Genomic DNA, 14834 nt, shown 5'->3' on the forward strand with positions numbered 1-14834 from the left:
TGATGGTGTCTTTAATTAAATCGATGATGCTCCTGGAGAAAAGCATTGCGTGGCCTCGTAATCGCTATATCTACTATTTATGTCGCCTGAAACCCACTTCGGTGGGCTTTTTGTTGTCTGGAGTTTTAATAAATGGCAGAGCAAACCTCGCGTCTCGCAATAATTATTGATAGCACTGGAGCAAAAAATAATGCTGACAATCTGACCTCCTCATTAGTCAAAATGACGCAAGCCGGGGAAACTGCTGCAAATAGCGCAGGGAAAGTGACTAAGGCAACAGAAGATGAGAAGAACGCGCTCGCAAAATTAAAAGCAGCTATTGATCCAGTTGGTGCCGCAATTGATACTGTCGGTCGACGCTATTCTGAATTAAAGAAATTTTTCGATAAAGGGCTTATTGATAAAGAAGAATATGAATTTCTTGTCCGTAAACTTAATGAAACCACAGAGGAATTGAGCGGGGTTGCGCAAGCGCAGAGAGAAGCCGAGAAGGCCGGAAAACTTGCTGCCGCCCAGCAGGAATCGCAGGCTCAGGCCTTTCAAAGAATGCTGGACAAGATCGACCCTCTGGTTGCGGCGCTAAGAAATCTTGAACAACAGCAGGATGAACTTAATGCTGCGTTTGCATCCGGGAAAATAAATGGTTCTCAGTTTGAGAATTATAGCCGAAAAATACAGGAAACACGGCGAGAGCTTACCGGAGAGGCTCAGGCAGAGCGAGAAGCAGCAAAAGCGCATGATGAACAGGTTGCTGCTTTGCAACGTCTGATTGCTCAACTTGACCCTGTCGGAACTGCTTTTAATCGTCTGGTAGAACAACAGAAACAGCTCAATGAAGCAAAAGCTAAGGGGATGCTCTCTCCTGAAATGTATGAGGAACTTTCTGGAAAACTTCGTGCTATGCGGAGTGAGCTTGAGGTTACTCAATCTCAATTAAGCAAAACCGGAATGTCGGCAAAACAAACGGCTTTTGCTATGCGCATGTTGCCTGCACAAATGACGGATATTGTTGTTGGGTTGTCCACTGGTCAGTCGCCTTTTATGGTGTTAATGCAGCAGGGCGGCCAGCTAAAAGATATGTTCGGTGGGATTGGCCCGGCGATCAAAGGTGTTGGTTCTTATGTGCTGGGATTAATTAATCCTTTTACCCTGGCCGCAGCAGCCGTTGGCGTCTTAGGGCTGGCTTACTATAAAGGCTCTCAGGAGCAGGACGAATTTAATAAATCTCTTATTCTTACCGGAAATCAGTTGGGGACAACCAGCGGGCAATTGGCCGATATAGCTCAACGTGCCGGGAATGCGGCTGATTCGACAACTGGCGCTGCGGCGGCAGTATTAAACCAGCTTGTGCGTTCGGGAAAGGTAGCGAGCAGTTCGCTGGAGCAAGTGACGACAGCGATAGTAAAAACGAGCGAAGTAACAGGAATATCAACCGAACAACTGGTTAATGACTTCAATGAAATTGCAAAGGATCCTGTCAGTGCCATATCAAAACTTAATGATCAGTACCATTTTCTGACAATTGCGACTTATAACCAGATTAAGGCGCTACAGGATGAAGGGAACCAGCAGGAGGCCGCCCGCATTGCGACAGAAGCATACTCATCCTCAATGATCCAGCGCACCAACCAGATTAAAGAAAATCTTGGTTATCTTGAGACTGCATGGAAAGCTGTCGCTGAGTCCGCAAAATGGGCATGGGATTCCATGCTGGATATTGGTCGTGATGCCTCCCTTGATCAAAAAATCTCAGATGTTCTCCATCAAATTGATGAAATAGAAAAAAATACCCGACCCGGAGCTTTCGGGTTAGGTGGCATTGGGGATGGCGGCGCTCAAAATAAAAGGCTGGCACGATTAAAGCAGCAATTGGGCGTACTTCAAGCAGAAAAAATTGCTCAGGACGTACTAAATTCATCAATAACCGATTACAACAAGCGACAACAGGAAGGAATTGAACTCAGACAGAAAGCAGATGCCTTTTCAAAACAATATCAGACCCGGGAGCAGCAGAGAGCCAGTGAACTTGCAAAACTGGAAAAGCTAAAGAGTCAGTATTCAAAGGAAGAATATAATAATCTTGTCGCTCAAATAAATGAGCGTTATAAAGATCCAAAGCTACCAAAGGCGAAAGGTTATTCGGATGATGCTGCCCAACGAATGATTGATCATCTGAATCAACAGAATGCGTTACTAAGTTCACAAGCTGAATTGACCGTTAAATTAAGTTCCTCTGAACAGGAACTGGTTAAGTGGCGTCAGCAGATTGCCGACCTGGAGTCACGACCGTCATCGAAATTAACCCAGGATCAGAAATCGCTTCTCTTACACCGGGAAGAAATAACCGCGTTGATGGAGAAAAATGTTGCGATTGAAAAAAATAACAGGCTAATCAAGGAATCAACCGAAATAGCCGCATGGCGTGATTCATTGCAGGCTTCGATTGATAATCGTCAGCAGGGGTATGATATTCAGATTGCTGGTTATGGGCTTGGCGATAAAAATCAGCAACGTCAGCAGGAATTACTGCGGATTGAACGTGAATATAACAACCAGCGTCTGCAACTTGAACGTGACTATGCAGATAAATCCCGTGGAATGTCAGATCATGTTTTTCAGGAGAAAATGCAGGCTCTGAATGATGCTCTGGAACGAGAAAAAGAAATTGTCAGACAGAAAAACGAGCAGGTCGATATTCAGGCAGGAGACTGGGTTAGTGGTGCCTCCCAGGGATTCAATAACTGGCTGGATGACACTAAGGATATCAGTGAGCAGATAAAATCAACCACGACTCAGATGTTTGATGGGATGACCGATGCGCTGGGTGATTTTGTCACGACAGGCAAGGCAAATTTTCGTTCTTTCGCTACTTCCGTGATTTCGGATCTTAGTCGAATAGCATTAAAGGCTTCAATTACTGGGATTTTCGACAGCATTAGTAACAGTTCTTCTGGGGGGATTTTAGGAACTATAGGGAGTGCTATTAGTAAATTTATTCCGAATGCAAAGGGCGGTGTTTATGAGTCTCCGTCATTGAGCACGTATTCGAACGGTATTTATGATTCCCCGCAATTTTTTGCTTTTGCAAAAGGGGCGGGTGTTTTTGGTGAGGCTGGACCGGAAGCCATTATGCCATTAACACGAACTTCCGATGGTTCTCTTGGTGTCAGAGCTATTAATAGTAAAAGTGGTAATGGAGGCGGAGATATTACCTATGCCCCTGTATACCAAATCACTATTCAAAATGACGGCCAGAATGGAGAGGTTGGCCCTCAGGCAATAAAAGCACTTATGGGGATGGTTGATCAGCGGGTGCAGGGCACTCTGTTAAATATGCGACGTGATGGGGGAATGTTAAGTGGCTAATACGGAAGAATTTCACTGGTTACCAGAGGATGGAATGAAAACAGAAAATAAACCATCGATAAAAATTGTAAGACTTGGCGATGGTTATGAGCAACGAAGTCCAAATGGACTTAATCATTCTCTGCGCGTTTTCACCTGTGATTTCAAAGTTGAGGCGAATGAACGTGATTCATTTGAAAAATTTTTAGCCCGGCATGAAGGCTATAAATCTTTTTTTTGGCGCCCGCCGGGTATTAACAGAAAAATCAGAGTGGTGTGTCGAACGTGGTCAGCGACAGAACATATCACCTATACCGATTTTTCGTGTCAGTTTGACGAAGTGGTGATCTGATGCAGGACATACAACAGGAAACACTGAATGAATGCATTCGGGCGGAGCAGTCGGCCAGCGTGGTGCTCTGGGAAATCGACCTGACAGAGGTAGGCGGGGATCGCTACTTTTTCTGCAATGAGCAGAATGAAAGAGGTGAGCCGGTTACCTGGCAGGGGCGGCAGTATCAGGCATATCCCATTCAGGGGACGGGATTTGAACTGAACGGCAAGGGCAGTGCTGCCCGTCCGACACTGACGGTTTCTAACCTGCACGGCATGGTCACCGGGATGGCGGAAGACCTGCAGAGTCTGGTCGGCGGAACGGTGGTCAGGCGTAAGGTTTACGCCCGTTTTCTGGATGCGGTGAACTTCGTCAACGGAAACAGCGACGCCGATCCGGAGCAGGAGGTGATCAGCCACTGGCGCATCGAGCAGTGCAGCGAACTGAGCGCGGTCAGTGCCTCCTTTGTACTGGCCACGTCGACGGAAACGGACGGCGCTGTTTTTCCGGGACGTATCATGCTGGCCAACACCTGCACCTGGACCTATCGCGGCGATGAGTGCGGTTATCACGGTCCGGCGGTCGCGGATGAATATGACCAGCCAACGTCCGATATCACGAAGGATAAATGCAGCAAATGCCTGAGCGGATGTAAGTTCCGCAATAACGTCGGCAACTTTGGCGGCTTCCTTTCCATTAACAAACTTTCGCAGTAAACCCATGACAGAGACAGAATCAGCGATTCTGGCGCACGCCCGGCGATGTGCGCCAGCGGAGTCGTGCGGCTTCGTGGTGAGAACGCCGGAAGGGGAAAGATATTTTCCCTGTGTGAATATCTCCGGTAAGCCGGAGGCGTATTTCAGGCTGTCGCCGGAAGACTGGCTGCAGGCAGAAATGCAGGGTGAGATTGTGGCGCTGGTCCACAGCCACCCCGGTGGTCTGCCCTGGCTGAGTGAGGCCGACCGGCGGCTGCAGGTGCAGAGTGATTTGCCGTGGTGGCTGGTCTGCCGGGGGACGATTCATAAGTTCCGCTGTGTGCCGCATCTCACCGGGCGGCGCTTTGAGCACGGGGTGACGGATTGTTACACGCTGTTCCGGGATGCTTATCATCTGGCGGGGATTGAGATGCCGGATTTTCATCGCGGGGATGACTGGTGGCGTAACGGTCAGAATCTCTATCTGGATAATCTGGAGGCCACGGGGCTGTATCAGGTGCCGTTGTCATCAGCACAACCGGGCGATGTGCTGTTGTGCTGTTTTGGTTCATCGGTGCCGAATCATGCCGCCATTTACTGTGGTGACGGCGAGCTGCTGCACCATATTCCTGAACAACTGAGCAAACGAGAGAGGTATACCGACAAATGGCAGCGACGCACACACTCCCTCTGGCGTCACCGGGCATGGCACGCATCTGCCTTTACGGGGATTTACAACGATTTGGTCGCCGCATCGATCTGCGTGTGAAAACGGGAGCCGAAGCCATCCGGGCGCTGGCTATGCAGTTTCCGGCGTTTCGTCAGAAACTGAGCGACGGCTGGTATCAGGTGCGCATTGCCGGGCGTGATGCAGGCGAAAACGAATTATCAGCTCGTCTTAATGAACCGCTGGCGAATGGAGCAGTGATCCACATCGTGCCGCGTCTGGCAGGAGCCAAAAGTGGCGGTGTGTTTCAGGCAGTGCTGGGAGCTGCTGTTATGGCGGTTGCTATATGGATGCCGGGGGTAGGAATAATGGCGAGTAATCTGCTGTTTTCTCTCGGTGCCAGTATGACGCTTGGCGGTGTTGCACAGATGCTGGCTCCTAAACCCAGAACCCCCCGTACACAGACAACGGATAACGGCAAGCAGAATACCTATTTTTCTTCGCTGGATAATATGATTGCCCAGGGTAATCCGTTACCGGTTCTGTACGGTGAAATGCGTGTGGGGTCACGTGTTGTTTCTCAGGAGATCAGCACGGCAGACGAAGGGGACGGTGGTCAGGTTGTGGTGATTGGTCGCTGATGCAAAATATTTTATGTGAAACCGCCTCCGGGCGGTTTTGTCGTTTATGGAGCGTTAGGAATGGGTAAAGGCAGCAGTAAGGGGCATACCCCGCGCGAAGCGAAGGACAACCTGAAATCCACGCAGTTACTGAGTGTGATCGATGCCATCAGCGAAGGGCCGATTGAAGGTCCGGTGGATGGATTAAAAAGCGTGCTGCTGAACAGTACGCCGGTGCTGGATAGCGAAGGGAATACCAACATCGCCGGTGTCACGGTGGTGTTCCGGGCAGGTGAGCAGGAGCAGACACCGCCGGAGGGTTTTGAATCCTCCGGCTCCGAGACGGTGCTGGGTACGGAAGTGAAATACGACACGCCGATAACCCGCACCATCACGTCTGCAAACATCGACCGTCTGCGCTTTACCTTTGGTGTGCAGGCACTGGTGGAAACCACCTCAAAGGGTGACCGGAATCCGTCGGAAGTCCGCCTGCTGGTTCAGATACAACGTAACGGTGGCTGGGTGACGGAAAAAGACATCACCATTAAAGGCAAAACCACCTCACAGTATCTGGCCTCGGTGGTGGTGGGTAACCTGCCGCCGCGCCCGTTCAGTATCCGGATGCGCAGGATGACGCCGGACAGCACTACAGACCAGCTGCAGAACAAAACGCTCTGGTCGTCATACACCGAAATCATCGATGTGAAACAGTGCTACCCGAACACGGCACTGGTCGGCGTACAGGTGGACTCGGAGCAGTTCGGCAGCCAGCAGGTGAGTCGTAATTATCATCTTCGCGGGCGCATTCTGCAGGTGCCGTCGAACTATAACCCGCAGACGCGACAATACAGCGGTATCTGGGACGGAACGTTAAAACCAGCATACAGCAACAACATGGCCTGGTGTCTGTGGGATATGCTGACCCATCCGCGCTACGGCATGGGGAAACGTCTTGGTGCGGCGGATGTGGATAAATGGGCGCTGTATGTCATCGGCCAGTACTGCGACCAGTCGGTGCCGGACGGCTTTGGCGGCACGGAGCCGCGCATTACCTGTAATGCGTACCTGACCACACAGCGCAAGGCGTGGGATGTGCTCAGTGATTTCTGCTCGGCGATGCGCTGTATGCCGGTATGGAACGGGCAGACGCTGACGTTCGTGCAGGACCGACCGTCGGATAAGGTGTGGACCTATAACCGCAGTAATGTGGTGATGCCGGATGATGGCGCGCCGTTCCGCTACAGCTTCAGCGCCCTGAAGGACCGCCATAATGCCGTTGAAGTGAACTGGATTGACCCGGATAACGGCTGGGAAACGGCAACAGAGCTTGTGGAGGACACGCAGGCCATTGCCCGTTACGGTCGTAACGTCACGAAGATGGATGCTTTTGGCTGTACCAGCCGGGGGCAGGCGCACCGCGCCGGGCTGTGGCTGATTAAAACGGAACTGCTGGAAACGCAGACCGTGGACTTCAGCGTGGGCGCAGAAGGGCTTCGCCATGTACCGGGCGATGTCATTGAAATCTGTGATGATGACTATGCCGGTATCAGCATCGGTGGTCGCGTGCTGGCGGTGAACAGCCAGACCCGGACGCTGACGCTCGACCGTGAAATCACGCTGCCATCCTCCGGTACCACGCTGATAAGCCTGGTTGACGGAAGTGGCAATCCGGTCAGCGTGGAGGTTCAGTCCGTCACCGACGGCGTGAAGGTAAAAGTGAGCCGTGTTCCTGACGGTGTTGCTGAATACAGCGTATGGGGGCTGAAGCTGCCGACGCTGCGCCAGCGTCTGTTCCGCTGTGTGAGTATCCGTGAGAACGATGACGGTACGTATGCCATCACTGCCGTGCAGCATGTACCGGAGAAAGAAGCCATCGTGGATAACGGGGCGCACTTTGACGGTGACCAGAGCGGCACGGTGAATGGTGTCACGCCGCCAGCAGTGCAGCACCTGACCGCAGAAGTCACTGCAGACAGCGGGGAATATCAGGTGCTGGCGCGATGGGACACACCGAAGGTAGTGAAGGGCGTGAGCTTCCTGCTTCGCCTGACCGTGGCAGCGGATGACGGCAGTGAGCGGCTGGTCAGCACGGCCCGGACGACGGAAACCACTTACCGCTTCACACAACTGGCTCTGGGGAACTACAGGCTGACAGTCCGGGCAGTAAATGCGTGGGGGCAGCAGGGCGATCCGGCGTCGGTATCGTTCCGGATTGCCGCACCGGCAGCGCCGTCGCGGATTGAGCTGACACCGGGCTATTTTCAGATAACCGCCACGCCGCATCTTGCGGTTTATGATCCGACGGTACAGTTTGAGTTCTGGTTCTCGGAAAAACGGATTGCTGATATCAGGCAGGTTGAAACCAGCGCGCGTTATCTTGGTACGGCGTTGTACTGGATAGCCGCCAGTATCAATATCAAACCGGGCCATGATTATTATTTTTACGTTCGCAGTGTGAACACCGTTGGCAAATCGGCATTCGTGGAGGCTGTTGGTCAGCCGAGTGATGATGCATCCGGCTATCTGGATTTTTTCAAAGGCGAGATAGGGAAAACCCATCTGGCTCAGGAGCTGTGGACGCAGATTGATAACGGTCAGCTTGCGCCTGACCTGACTGAAATCAGGACGTCCATAACGGATGTCAGCAATGAAATAACACAGACCGTCAATAAGAAACTGGAAGACCAGAGTGCAGCGATCCAGCAGATACAGAAGGTTCAGGTTGATACAAATAATAACCTGAACAGCATGTGGGCAGTGAAGCTGCAGCAGATGCAGGACGGACGCCTTTATATTGCGGGTATCGGTGCCGGTATTGAGAACACCCCCGACGGCATGCAGAGTCAGGTGCTGCTGGCGGCAGACAGGATTGCGATGATTAATCCTGCGAATGGCAACACAAAGCCGATGTTTGTTGGTCAGGGCGATCAGATATTCATGAATGACGTGTTCCTGAAATATCTGACGGCTCCCACCATTACCAGCGGCGGTAATCCTCCGGCATTTTCCCTGACACCGGACGGGCGACTGACGGCGAAAAATGCGGATATCAGTGGCAGTGTGAATGCGAACGCCGGGACGCTCAACAACGTTACGATAAATGAGAACTGTCAGATTAAAGGGAAACTGTCAGCCAACCAGATTGAAGGCGATATTGTCAAAACAGTGGGTAAGGCTTTCCCGCGGGACTCCCGGGCACCGGAGCGGTGGCCATCAGGGATCATTACCGTCAGGATTTATGACGATCAGCCGTTTGACCGGCAGATTGTTATTCCGGCGGTGGCATTCAGCGGTGCTAAACATGAGAGAGAGCATACTGATATTTACTCCTCATGCCGTCTGATAGTGCGGAAAAACGGTGCTGAAATTTATAACCGTACCGCGCTGGATAATACGCTGATTTACAGTGGCGTTATTGATATGCCAGCTGGTCACGGCCACATGACGCTGGAGTTTTCGGTGTCAGCATGGCTGGTAAATGACTGGTATCCCACAGCAAGTATCAGCGATTTGCTGGTTGTGGTGATGAAGAAAGCCACCGCAGGCATCAGTATCAGCTGAATTTTATAACCCATAACGGGCGTCAGAAATGACGCCTTTTTTATTGCAGAAAAGCGAGAGGTAATTATGCGTAAACTTTATGCCGCCATTTTGTCCGTAGCCATTTGTCTGGCCGTATCCGGTGCGCCTGCATGGGCGTCTGAACATCAGTCCACGCTGAGCGCGGGGTATCTTCATGCCTCGACGAACGTTCCCGGCAGCGATGATCTGAACGGGATTAACGTGAAATACCGTTATGAGTTTACGGACACGCTGGGGCTGGTGACGTCATTCAGTTATGCCAATGCCAAAGATGAGCAAAAAACGCATTACAGCGATACCCGCTGGCATGAAGATTCCGTGCGTAACCGCTGGTTCAGCGTGATGGCGGGGCCGTCTGTGCGCGTGAATGAATGGTTCAGCGCGTATGCGATGGCGGGTATGGCTTACAGCCGTGTGTCGACCTTCTCCGGGGATTATCTCCGCGTAACTGACAACAAGGGGAAAACGCACGATGTGCTGACCGGAAGTGATGACGGTCGCCACAGCAACACGTCTCTGGCGTGGGGGGCTGGCGTGCAGTTTAACCCGACCGAATCCGTGGCCATTGACCTTGCTTATGAAGGTTCCGGCAGTGGTGACTGGCGCACTGACGGTTTCATCGTGGGTGTCGGTTATAAATTCTGATTAGCCAGGTAACACAGTGTTATGACAGCCCGCCGGTTCAGGCGGGCTTTTTTGTGGAGTGGATATGGCAGCAGTAAAAATCTCAGGTGTGCTGAAAGATGGTGCGGGAAAACCAATACAGAACTGCACTATTCAACTGAAGGCAAAGCGTAACAGCACCACGGTACTGGTGAACACGGTAGCCTCTGAAAATCCGGATGAAGCCGGGCGTTACAGCATGGATGTCGAGTATGGCCAGTACAGCGTCACCCTGCTGGTTGAAGGTTTTCCGCCTTCACATGCCGGAACCATTACCGTCTATGAAGGTTCCAGACCTGGTACGCTGAATGATTTTCTCGGTGCCATGACGGAAGATGATGTCATGCCGGAGGCATTGCGTCGTTTTGAGGCAATGGTGGAAGAAGCAGCACGCAACGCTGAAGCCGCCTCTCAGAGCGCAGCGGCAGCAAAGAAATCAGAAACAGCAGCGGCATCGTCCAGGAACGCGGCGAAAACATCAGAGACGAATGCAGGTAACAGCGCGAAAGCGGCAGCTTCTTCAAAAACAGCCGCACAAAACGCAGCAACAGCGGCAGAACGTTCAGAGACAAATGCCCGTGCGTCAGAAGAAGCCTCCGCAGACAGTGAAGAGGCTTCCCGCCGTAATGCAGAGTCAGCCGCTGAAAATGCCGGAGTCGCCACCACAAAAGCGCGGGAGGCCGCAGCAGACGCAACAAAGGCCGGGCAGAAAAAGGATGAGGCTCTGTCGGCAGCGACACGAGCTGAAAAGGCGGCAGACCGCGCAGAATCCGCAGCGGAAGTGACTGCAGAGCCCTGTGCGAATATAGTGCCGCCGCTGCCTGATGTGTGGATACCGTTTAACGATTCGCTGGATATGATTACGGGTTTTTCGCCATCTTATAAAAAGATTGTTATTGGTGACGATGAAATAACAATGCCAGGCGACAAGATTGTTAAGTTTAAACGTGCTTCAACAGCAACGTATATTAATAAGTCCGGCCAACTCAAGCTTGCTGAAGTTGACGAACCGCGATTTGAGCGCGATGGCTTATTGATTGAAGGACAGAGGACAAATTATCTGAGGAACTCAAATAAACCAGACTCATGGACTGTTCATTCCGCACTGAATAAAACATTTGGCACTGATAAACAGGGGTTCAATTATGCCACGGTGACACCCACGGAAAGTATAGTGGGAACAACAGGTGGCTATACTGTGCATGGTGTGGTTGCAGCAGACAGATTCCCGCTGGCAAGTGGTGAATGTTTCACTTTTTCGTGCCGGGTTAAAGGCGCTAAAGCACGATGCAGGTTAAGAGTTTCAGTTATTATTGGTGGAACAGATACATTCTCTGCTGACTCTTATCTTGATCTGGATACCCGGATCGCAACAGTAAGCGGTAATACATCCCTTATAACAGCCAAAGCTGAACAACAGGGCGAGTGGACCTACTATGAGGCCACTTATACAGCTAATACGGACATTGATACCGTTAACTGTGCTTTTTATATGACAAATAAAATAAGTAATGAGCCATTCTATGATGACTCAACATTAACCATGACGACGCCGCAAATTGAACTGGGCAATACGGCATCGTCATTTATTGTAACTACAATGCCAACAACACGCGCAAGTGATGTGGTTACTATCCCCTCGGCGAATAACCTGTCAACACGGCCTTTTACAGTATTGTGCGAAGTAAGGAGGAACTGGAGTACACCGCCCAATGTTGCGCCAAGGATATTTGATGTTGGAGGGCACAGTATTGATGATAATTATTTATCGCTGGGGTTTGTTTCAACAGGAAAGATAAGCGCCAACGTAGGAATGGTTCAGCCACAAATTTCCTCAGATGGAGAAAGGTTCATTGTGGGTGTGAGAGCTAAATCTGATTTATCAGTAAATGCAATATGCAATGGTAATTATACAACAAACCTTAATGGTAAAATATTTGGAGTTACAGCAACATCGTACCGGTTTGGTGGGCAGACCGCAGCAGGAACGCGTCATTTGTTTGGACACATCAGAAATTTCAGAGTCTGGTTTAAAGAATTAAATGACAGGCAAATCAAGGAGGCAGTATGAAAGATTTAACTTTGAAATTTCCTGGTAACAGAGAGTTTAAATCCTTCCTGTCATCTCTTGACTGGGAGGAAGATGAAGACCTCCAGAATAAACTGTTAGTCGATGAAATTGGTTTCACCTACACAGAAACAGGGGTAACTGAAGAGGGAGAACCTGTCTGTATCCGGAATAACGGTTATTTTGTCAACATTCGCATTCTTGATGACTTGTTTGATGTTTCTGTATTCTCTGATTATGTCGTGGAGCTGGAAACACCGCTTCGGGAATGGAGCTGAAAGGAGGAAATAATGGATATAAGCCCCTTACTTCATGCACTTTGTGCTGTGGCTGCGCAGATACTGGTTGGTCTTTTTACCGGAAACTGGGCTTACGGAGCGATAGCCGGTTGTACGTTCTTCATTGCGCGTGAACATACCCAGGCAGAATATCGCTGGATTGAAATGTTCGGGCATGGCAAGCGAATGAATATGCCGTGGTGGGGCGGTTTTGATCCGCGCGCGTGGGATGTGGCAAGCCTGATGGATTTTGCTGTGCCGGTGGTGGCGTGTCTGCTGGTCTGGCTGTTGGTTAATCGTGGGTGAAAAAAGGTGGGCTGTATATGCAACGGAGGAAGAAACCTCGTTGCTGGAAGCATGGAAAAAGTATCGGGTATTGCTGAACCGTGTTGATACGTCAACTGCACAGGATATTGAATGGCCAGCACTGCCGTAGGGTAAAACATATAAATTCTATAATTAGATGTATCTTTCCATTTACGGCAAGGAAGGGGGCTTGGAAGACGTAAAGCATCTCACACCGAGATTATTTTTTATATGTCAGGTGTCTGAAGTTTTGCTTTGGCTCTTAAAATGGTTTGCCGCGAGGTTTTGAATTCCCGGGCAATGGCACTTATACTTACACCTGACTTAATTCGTTCGAATACCACCTGTTTCTGTTCTTCATTTAACACAGGTGGTCGACCAAAACGTTTCCCTGCGCCGCGGGCTCTTACTATCCCGGAATGAGTGCGTTCAAGTAAAAGGTCTCGTTCAAATTCAGCGACTGCTGAAATTACTTGCATCATCATTTTTCCTGTTGGACTGGTCAGGTCAATGCCCCCCAATGCTAAGCAATGCACTCTGATACCTGTTTCGGTCAGTTGTTCCACTGTTTTCCTGATATCCATTGCATTACAATCAAGGCGATCCAATTTTGTCACAATCAATTGATCACCACATTTCAGGCGAGCAAGCAACCGGTTAAAACCAGGACGCTCACTGGTTGCTGCTGAGCCACTAATGTGTTCTTCGATTATTTGCTGAGGTTTGATTTTAAAACCTGCACTTTCGATTTCCCGGCGTTGATTTTCGGTGGTCTGATCCAGCGTTGATATCCGACAGTAAGCAAAAATTTGAGACATAGTGAGACTCTATACGAAATTGGTGTTCATATCATAATGCATCTCAGAAAATAATTATGATTATTTTTGTGCATATTTGTATGTACACGTTCGAAAATAAACGAATGCGTATGCAACCCCGTAATTTTGGTGAGACCCAAAATCGATTTTGTGAAAAATGGCTTTAACTCGGTTTGTTTTTCGAGTTCCGGGCGGACTCAAGGAAGAAGAATAGTGTTGCGTGTTATTTTAACCAGATTTCAAGTTGTTTGGTCGTGGAAAAGTGGAGCAAAATGTTGTTAAAGTGGAAAAATGATAAAAAAGTAAGTTTATTATATTACATTTTACCATTTAAATTTTGGTTGTCTTTAAGAACTGATATCGCTGTTTGTAATAATTCTTTGTTATCCAGCCATGATTTTTTCTTTATGTTTCCTTCAATGTAATCAAGCAATGTTCTGGTATTGATAGGTCTTCCCTGTTTTGCTACTTCCACTACAGCATCCCCTAGGATAATTCTTACTTCAGGAAGCTGCGCAGGGAACCACTTTAGGGTGTCTTTTGATTTCATGAAGATATTCCTTAAAATATTATTGATTTTCATTGCGATATTGTATGTCTGATTCAGGATATGTTGACTTATACATCGGTTTTGTCTGGGTTATTGGATATGCCAATCCCTAATTTTATTAGGGCATGACTAAAAATGCTGAATATGATAAGGAGAGAAGTGATTATCAGTATGCTGTTCATATAGCCTCGAATTAGTAATGTGTTATATATGATATAGTTGACAATTTTTATCTTGGGTGTTCTTAAAGTTCGTAGATAAACATTGTCGTTTCAGGTATACAGGAATGCTAACAGGTGGCAGCAAAAATCAGGCGGTTTATGGCGCAAGCTGAAGCGGCAACTGCAAACTATCTTATGCAGAGACTCTACACGGATTGGGTTTAAAAGTATACATAGATAACAGTTTTTATCTGAAGAAGAAAAATATCAAGGTGATATAGCCTATATGCCTATGATGCGGAGGAATGAATGTGATGGGAGTGATGTATCTGAATAGTTGAAAAACCGCAGTCACGTCGTATGCAAGAACGTGCTGCGGTTGGTTTGACTTTGATTGAGACGTTTTGGAATTTTTTTTTGTGGCAAAAATGGGGCAAAACGCTGCAAAAGGGGCAAAAAAGGGGCAAAAAAAGAGTGGATTATCGTAGTTTATTGTTCTCGCTGATGATGTTTAACACATTGAAAAATAAGTAAAACACTTATGAGTCAGATAGTTGTGATTTTTGCCCTTACTTGTTCAGGTTGTATTGTTCTTTCTTACTAATTTCTTGATTTTGCGACATTTAAAAGCGACTCAATTCGTTATATGGCATCAGAAGAGTATGCGTCATGCCGGAATGTCCAGCATAAGAAATCTGATATAAAAACTGTGGCGTGTATGGTACGGATTAGAGGGGAAAATGTCAG

14 protein-coding genes and 1 pseudogene are annotated in these 14834 nt (G+C 48.9%); 12 read left to right on the forward strand and 3 right to left on the reverse strand.

Translation table 11 applies throughout. The annotated features are described in order from the left end of the window. Positions 1 to 132: 132 nt before the first annotated feature. From LG381_RS14955 to LG381_RS15005, 11 genes and pseudogenes are all read left to right on the forward strand, one after another. Positions 133 to 3366 (forward strand): phage tail tape measure protein, encoded by a 3234-nt coding sequence (locus LG381_RS14955; RefSeq protein ID WP_000840628.1) that lies wholly within the window; start codon positions 133 to 135, stop codon positions 3364 to 3366. After that, positions 3359 to 3697 (forward strand): phage tail protein, encoded by a 339-nt coding sequence (locus LG381_RS14960; protein WP_029305658.1) that lies wholly within the window; start codon positions 3359 to 3361, stop codon positions 3695 to 3697. Before LG381_RS14955 ends, LG381_RS14960 begins: the two co-directional genes overlap by 8 nt. Then, on the forward strand, positions 3697 to 4395 hold the full coding sequence (locus tag LG381_RS14965; protein ID WP_029305657.1) for a phage minor tail protein L: 699 nt from the start codon (positions 3697 to 3699) through the stop codon (positions 4393 to 4395). The genes LG381_RS14960 and LG381_RS14965 overlap by 1 nt, the downstream gene beginning before the upstream one ends. A 4-nt stretch (positions 4396 to 4399) precedes the next feature. Further along, a complete protein-coding gene (locus LG381_RS14970; protein WP_001530237.1) occupies positions 4400 to 5143 on the forward strand; it encodes a C40 family peptidase in 744 nt (247 codons plus the stop codon). Then, entirely contained in the window at positions 5080 to 5682 is a 603-nt protein-coding gene (locus LG381_RS14975; protein ID WP_225762583.1) for a tail assembly protein, read from the forward strand. The genes LG381_RS14970 and LG381_RS14975 overlap by 64 nt, the downstream gene beginning before the upstream one ends. A 60-nt stretch (positions 5683 to 5742) precedes the next feature. Beyond that, on the forward strand, positions 5743 to 9222 hold the full coding sequence (locus tag LG381_RS14980; protein ID WP_225762584.1) for a host specificity protein J: 3480 nt from the start codon (positions 5743 to 5745) through the stop codon (positions 9220 to 9222). A gap of 66 nt (positions 9223 to 9288) precedes the next feature. Continuing rightward, the gene (locus tag LG381_RS14985) at positions 9289 to 9888 is read left to right on the forward strand and encodes an Ail/Lom family outer membrane beta-barrel protein (protein ID WP_001230558.1); all 600 of its coding nucleotides are present in this window, start codon (positions 9289 to 9291) and stop codon (positions 9886 to 9888) included. 64 nt (positions 9889 to 9952) lie between these two features. Beyond that, positions 9953 to 11977 (forward strand): prophage tail fiber N-terminal domain-containing protein, encoded by a 2025-nt coding sequence (locus LG381_RS14990; RefSeq protein WP_024182056.1) that lies wholly within the window; start codon positions 9953 to 9955, stop codon positions 11975 to 11977. Further along, entirely contained in the window at positions 11974 to 12252 is a 279-nt protein-coding gene (locus LG381_RS14995; RefSeq protein WP_000654171.1) for a hypothetical protein, read from the forward strand. Before LG381_RS14990 ends, LG381_RS14995 begins: the two co-directional genes overlap by 4 nt. A 12-nt stretch (positions 12253 to 12264) precedes the next feature. Beyond that, the gene (locus LG381_RS15000; protein ID WP_000355360.1) at positions 12265 to 12558 is read left to right on the forward strand and encodes a hypothetical protein; all 294 of its coding nucleotides are present in this window, start codon (positions 12265 to 12267) and stop codon (positions 12556 to 12558) included. Between the two features lie 19 nt (positions 12559 to 12577). After that, a pseudogene (locus LG381_RS15005) lies at positions 12578 to 12688 on the forward strand (tail fiber assembly protein); the annotation flags it as partial. Positions 12689 to 12785: 97 nt separating this feature from the next. Here LG381_RS15005 and LG381_RS15010 read toward each other — a convergent pair. From LG381_RS15010 to LG381_RS15020, 3 genes are all read right to left on the reverse strand, one after another. Continuing rightward, positions 12786 to 13376 (reverse strand): recombinase family protein, encoded by a 591-nt coding sequence (locus LG381_RS15010; RefSeq protein WP_225762585.1) that lies wholly within the window; start codon positions 13374 to 13376, stop codon positions 12786 to 12788. A gap of 316 nt (positions 13377 to 13692) precedes the next feature. Continuing rightward, positions 13693 to 13926, reverse strand: coding sequence for a cold shock protein YdfK (gene ydfK, locus LG381_RS15015; RefSeq protein WP_000836768.1), 234 nt, complete (start codon positions 13924 to 13926; stop codon positions 13693 to 13695). A 68-nt stretch (positions 13927 to 13994) separates the two neighbouring features. After that, entirely contained in the window at positions 13995 to 14108 is a 114-nt protein-coding gene (locus tag LG381_RS15020; protein ID WP_120795384.1) for a YnaM/YnfT family protein, read from the reverse strand. Positions 14109 to 14447: 339 nt separating this feature from the next. Between LG381_RS15020 and LG381_RS15025 the strand changes: the two genes are divergently transcribed. Continuing rightward, the gene (locus tag LG381_RS15025) at positions 14448 to 14621 is read left to right on the forward strand and encodes a hypothetical protein (protein WP_001157925.1); all 174 of its coding nucleotides are present in this window, start codon (positions 14448 to 14450) and stop codon (positions 14619 to 14621) included. Positions 14622 to 14834: the final 213 nt, after the last annotated feature.

Source organism: Escherichia sp. Marseille-Q3837, from assembly GCF_916618735.1.
GTDB lineage: Bacteria > Pseudomonadota > Gammaproteobacteria > Enterobacterales > Enterobacteriaceae > Escherichia > Escherichia ruysiae.

Excerpts from the sequence above, each read along its gene's own strand:
- LG381_RS15020 (WP_120795384.1), bottom strand. The coding sequence starts at position 14,108 with ATGAACAGCATACTGATAATCACTTCTCTCCTTATCATATTCAGCATT.
- LG381_RS15025 (WP_001157925.1), top strand. The coding sequence starts at position 14,448 with ATGCAAGAACGTGCTGCGGTTGGTTTGACTTTGATTGAGACGTTTTGG.
- LG381_RS14970 (WP_001530237.1), top strand. The coding sequence starts at position 4,400 with ATGACAGAGACAGAATCAGCGATTCTGGCGCACGCCCGGCGATGTGCG.
- LG381_RS14985 (WP_001230558.1), top strand. The coding sequence starts at position 9,289 with ATGCGTAAACTTTATGCCGCCATTTTGTCCGTAGCCATTTGTCTGGCC.
- LG381_RS14995 (WP_000654171.1), top strand. The coding sequence starts at position 11,974 with ATGAAAGATTTAACTTTGAAATTTCCTGGTAACAGAGAGTTTAAATCC.
- LG381_RS14980 (WP_225762584.1), top strand. The coding sequence starts at position 5,743 with ATGGGTAAAGGCAGCAGTAAGGGGCATACCCCGCGCGAAGCGAAGGAC.
- LG381_RS14990 (WP_024182056.1), top strand. The coding sequence starts at position 9,953 with ATGGCAGCAGTAAAAATCTCAGGTGTGCTGAAAGATGGTGCGGGAAAA.
- ydfK (WP_000836768.1), bottom strand. The coding sequence starts at position 13,926 with ATGAAATCAAAAGACACCCTAAAGTGGTTCCCTGCGCAGCTTCCTGAA.
- LG381_RS15010 (WP_225762585.1), bottom strand. The coding sequence starts at position 13,376 with ATGTCTCAAATTTTTGCTTACTGTCGGATATCAACGCTGGATCAGACC.
- LG381_RS14975 (WP_225762583.1), top strand. The coding sequence starts at position 5,080 with ATGGCACGCATCTGCCTTTACGGGGATTTACAACGATTTGGTCGCCGC.
- LG381_RS15000 (WP_000355360.1), top strand. The coding sequence starts at position 12,265 with ATGGATATAAGCCCCTTACTTCATGCACTTTGTGCTGTGGCTGCGCAG.
- LG381_RS14965 (WP_029305657.1), top strand. The coding sequence starts at position 3,697 with ATGCAGGACATACAACAGGAAACACTGAATGAATGCATTCGGGCGGAG.
- LG381_RS14955 (WP_000840628.1), top strand. The coding sequence starts at position 133 with ATGGCAGAGCAAACCTCGCGTCTCGCAATAATTATTGATAGCACTGGA.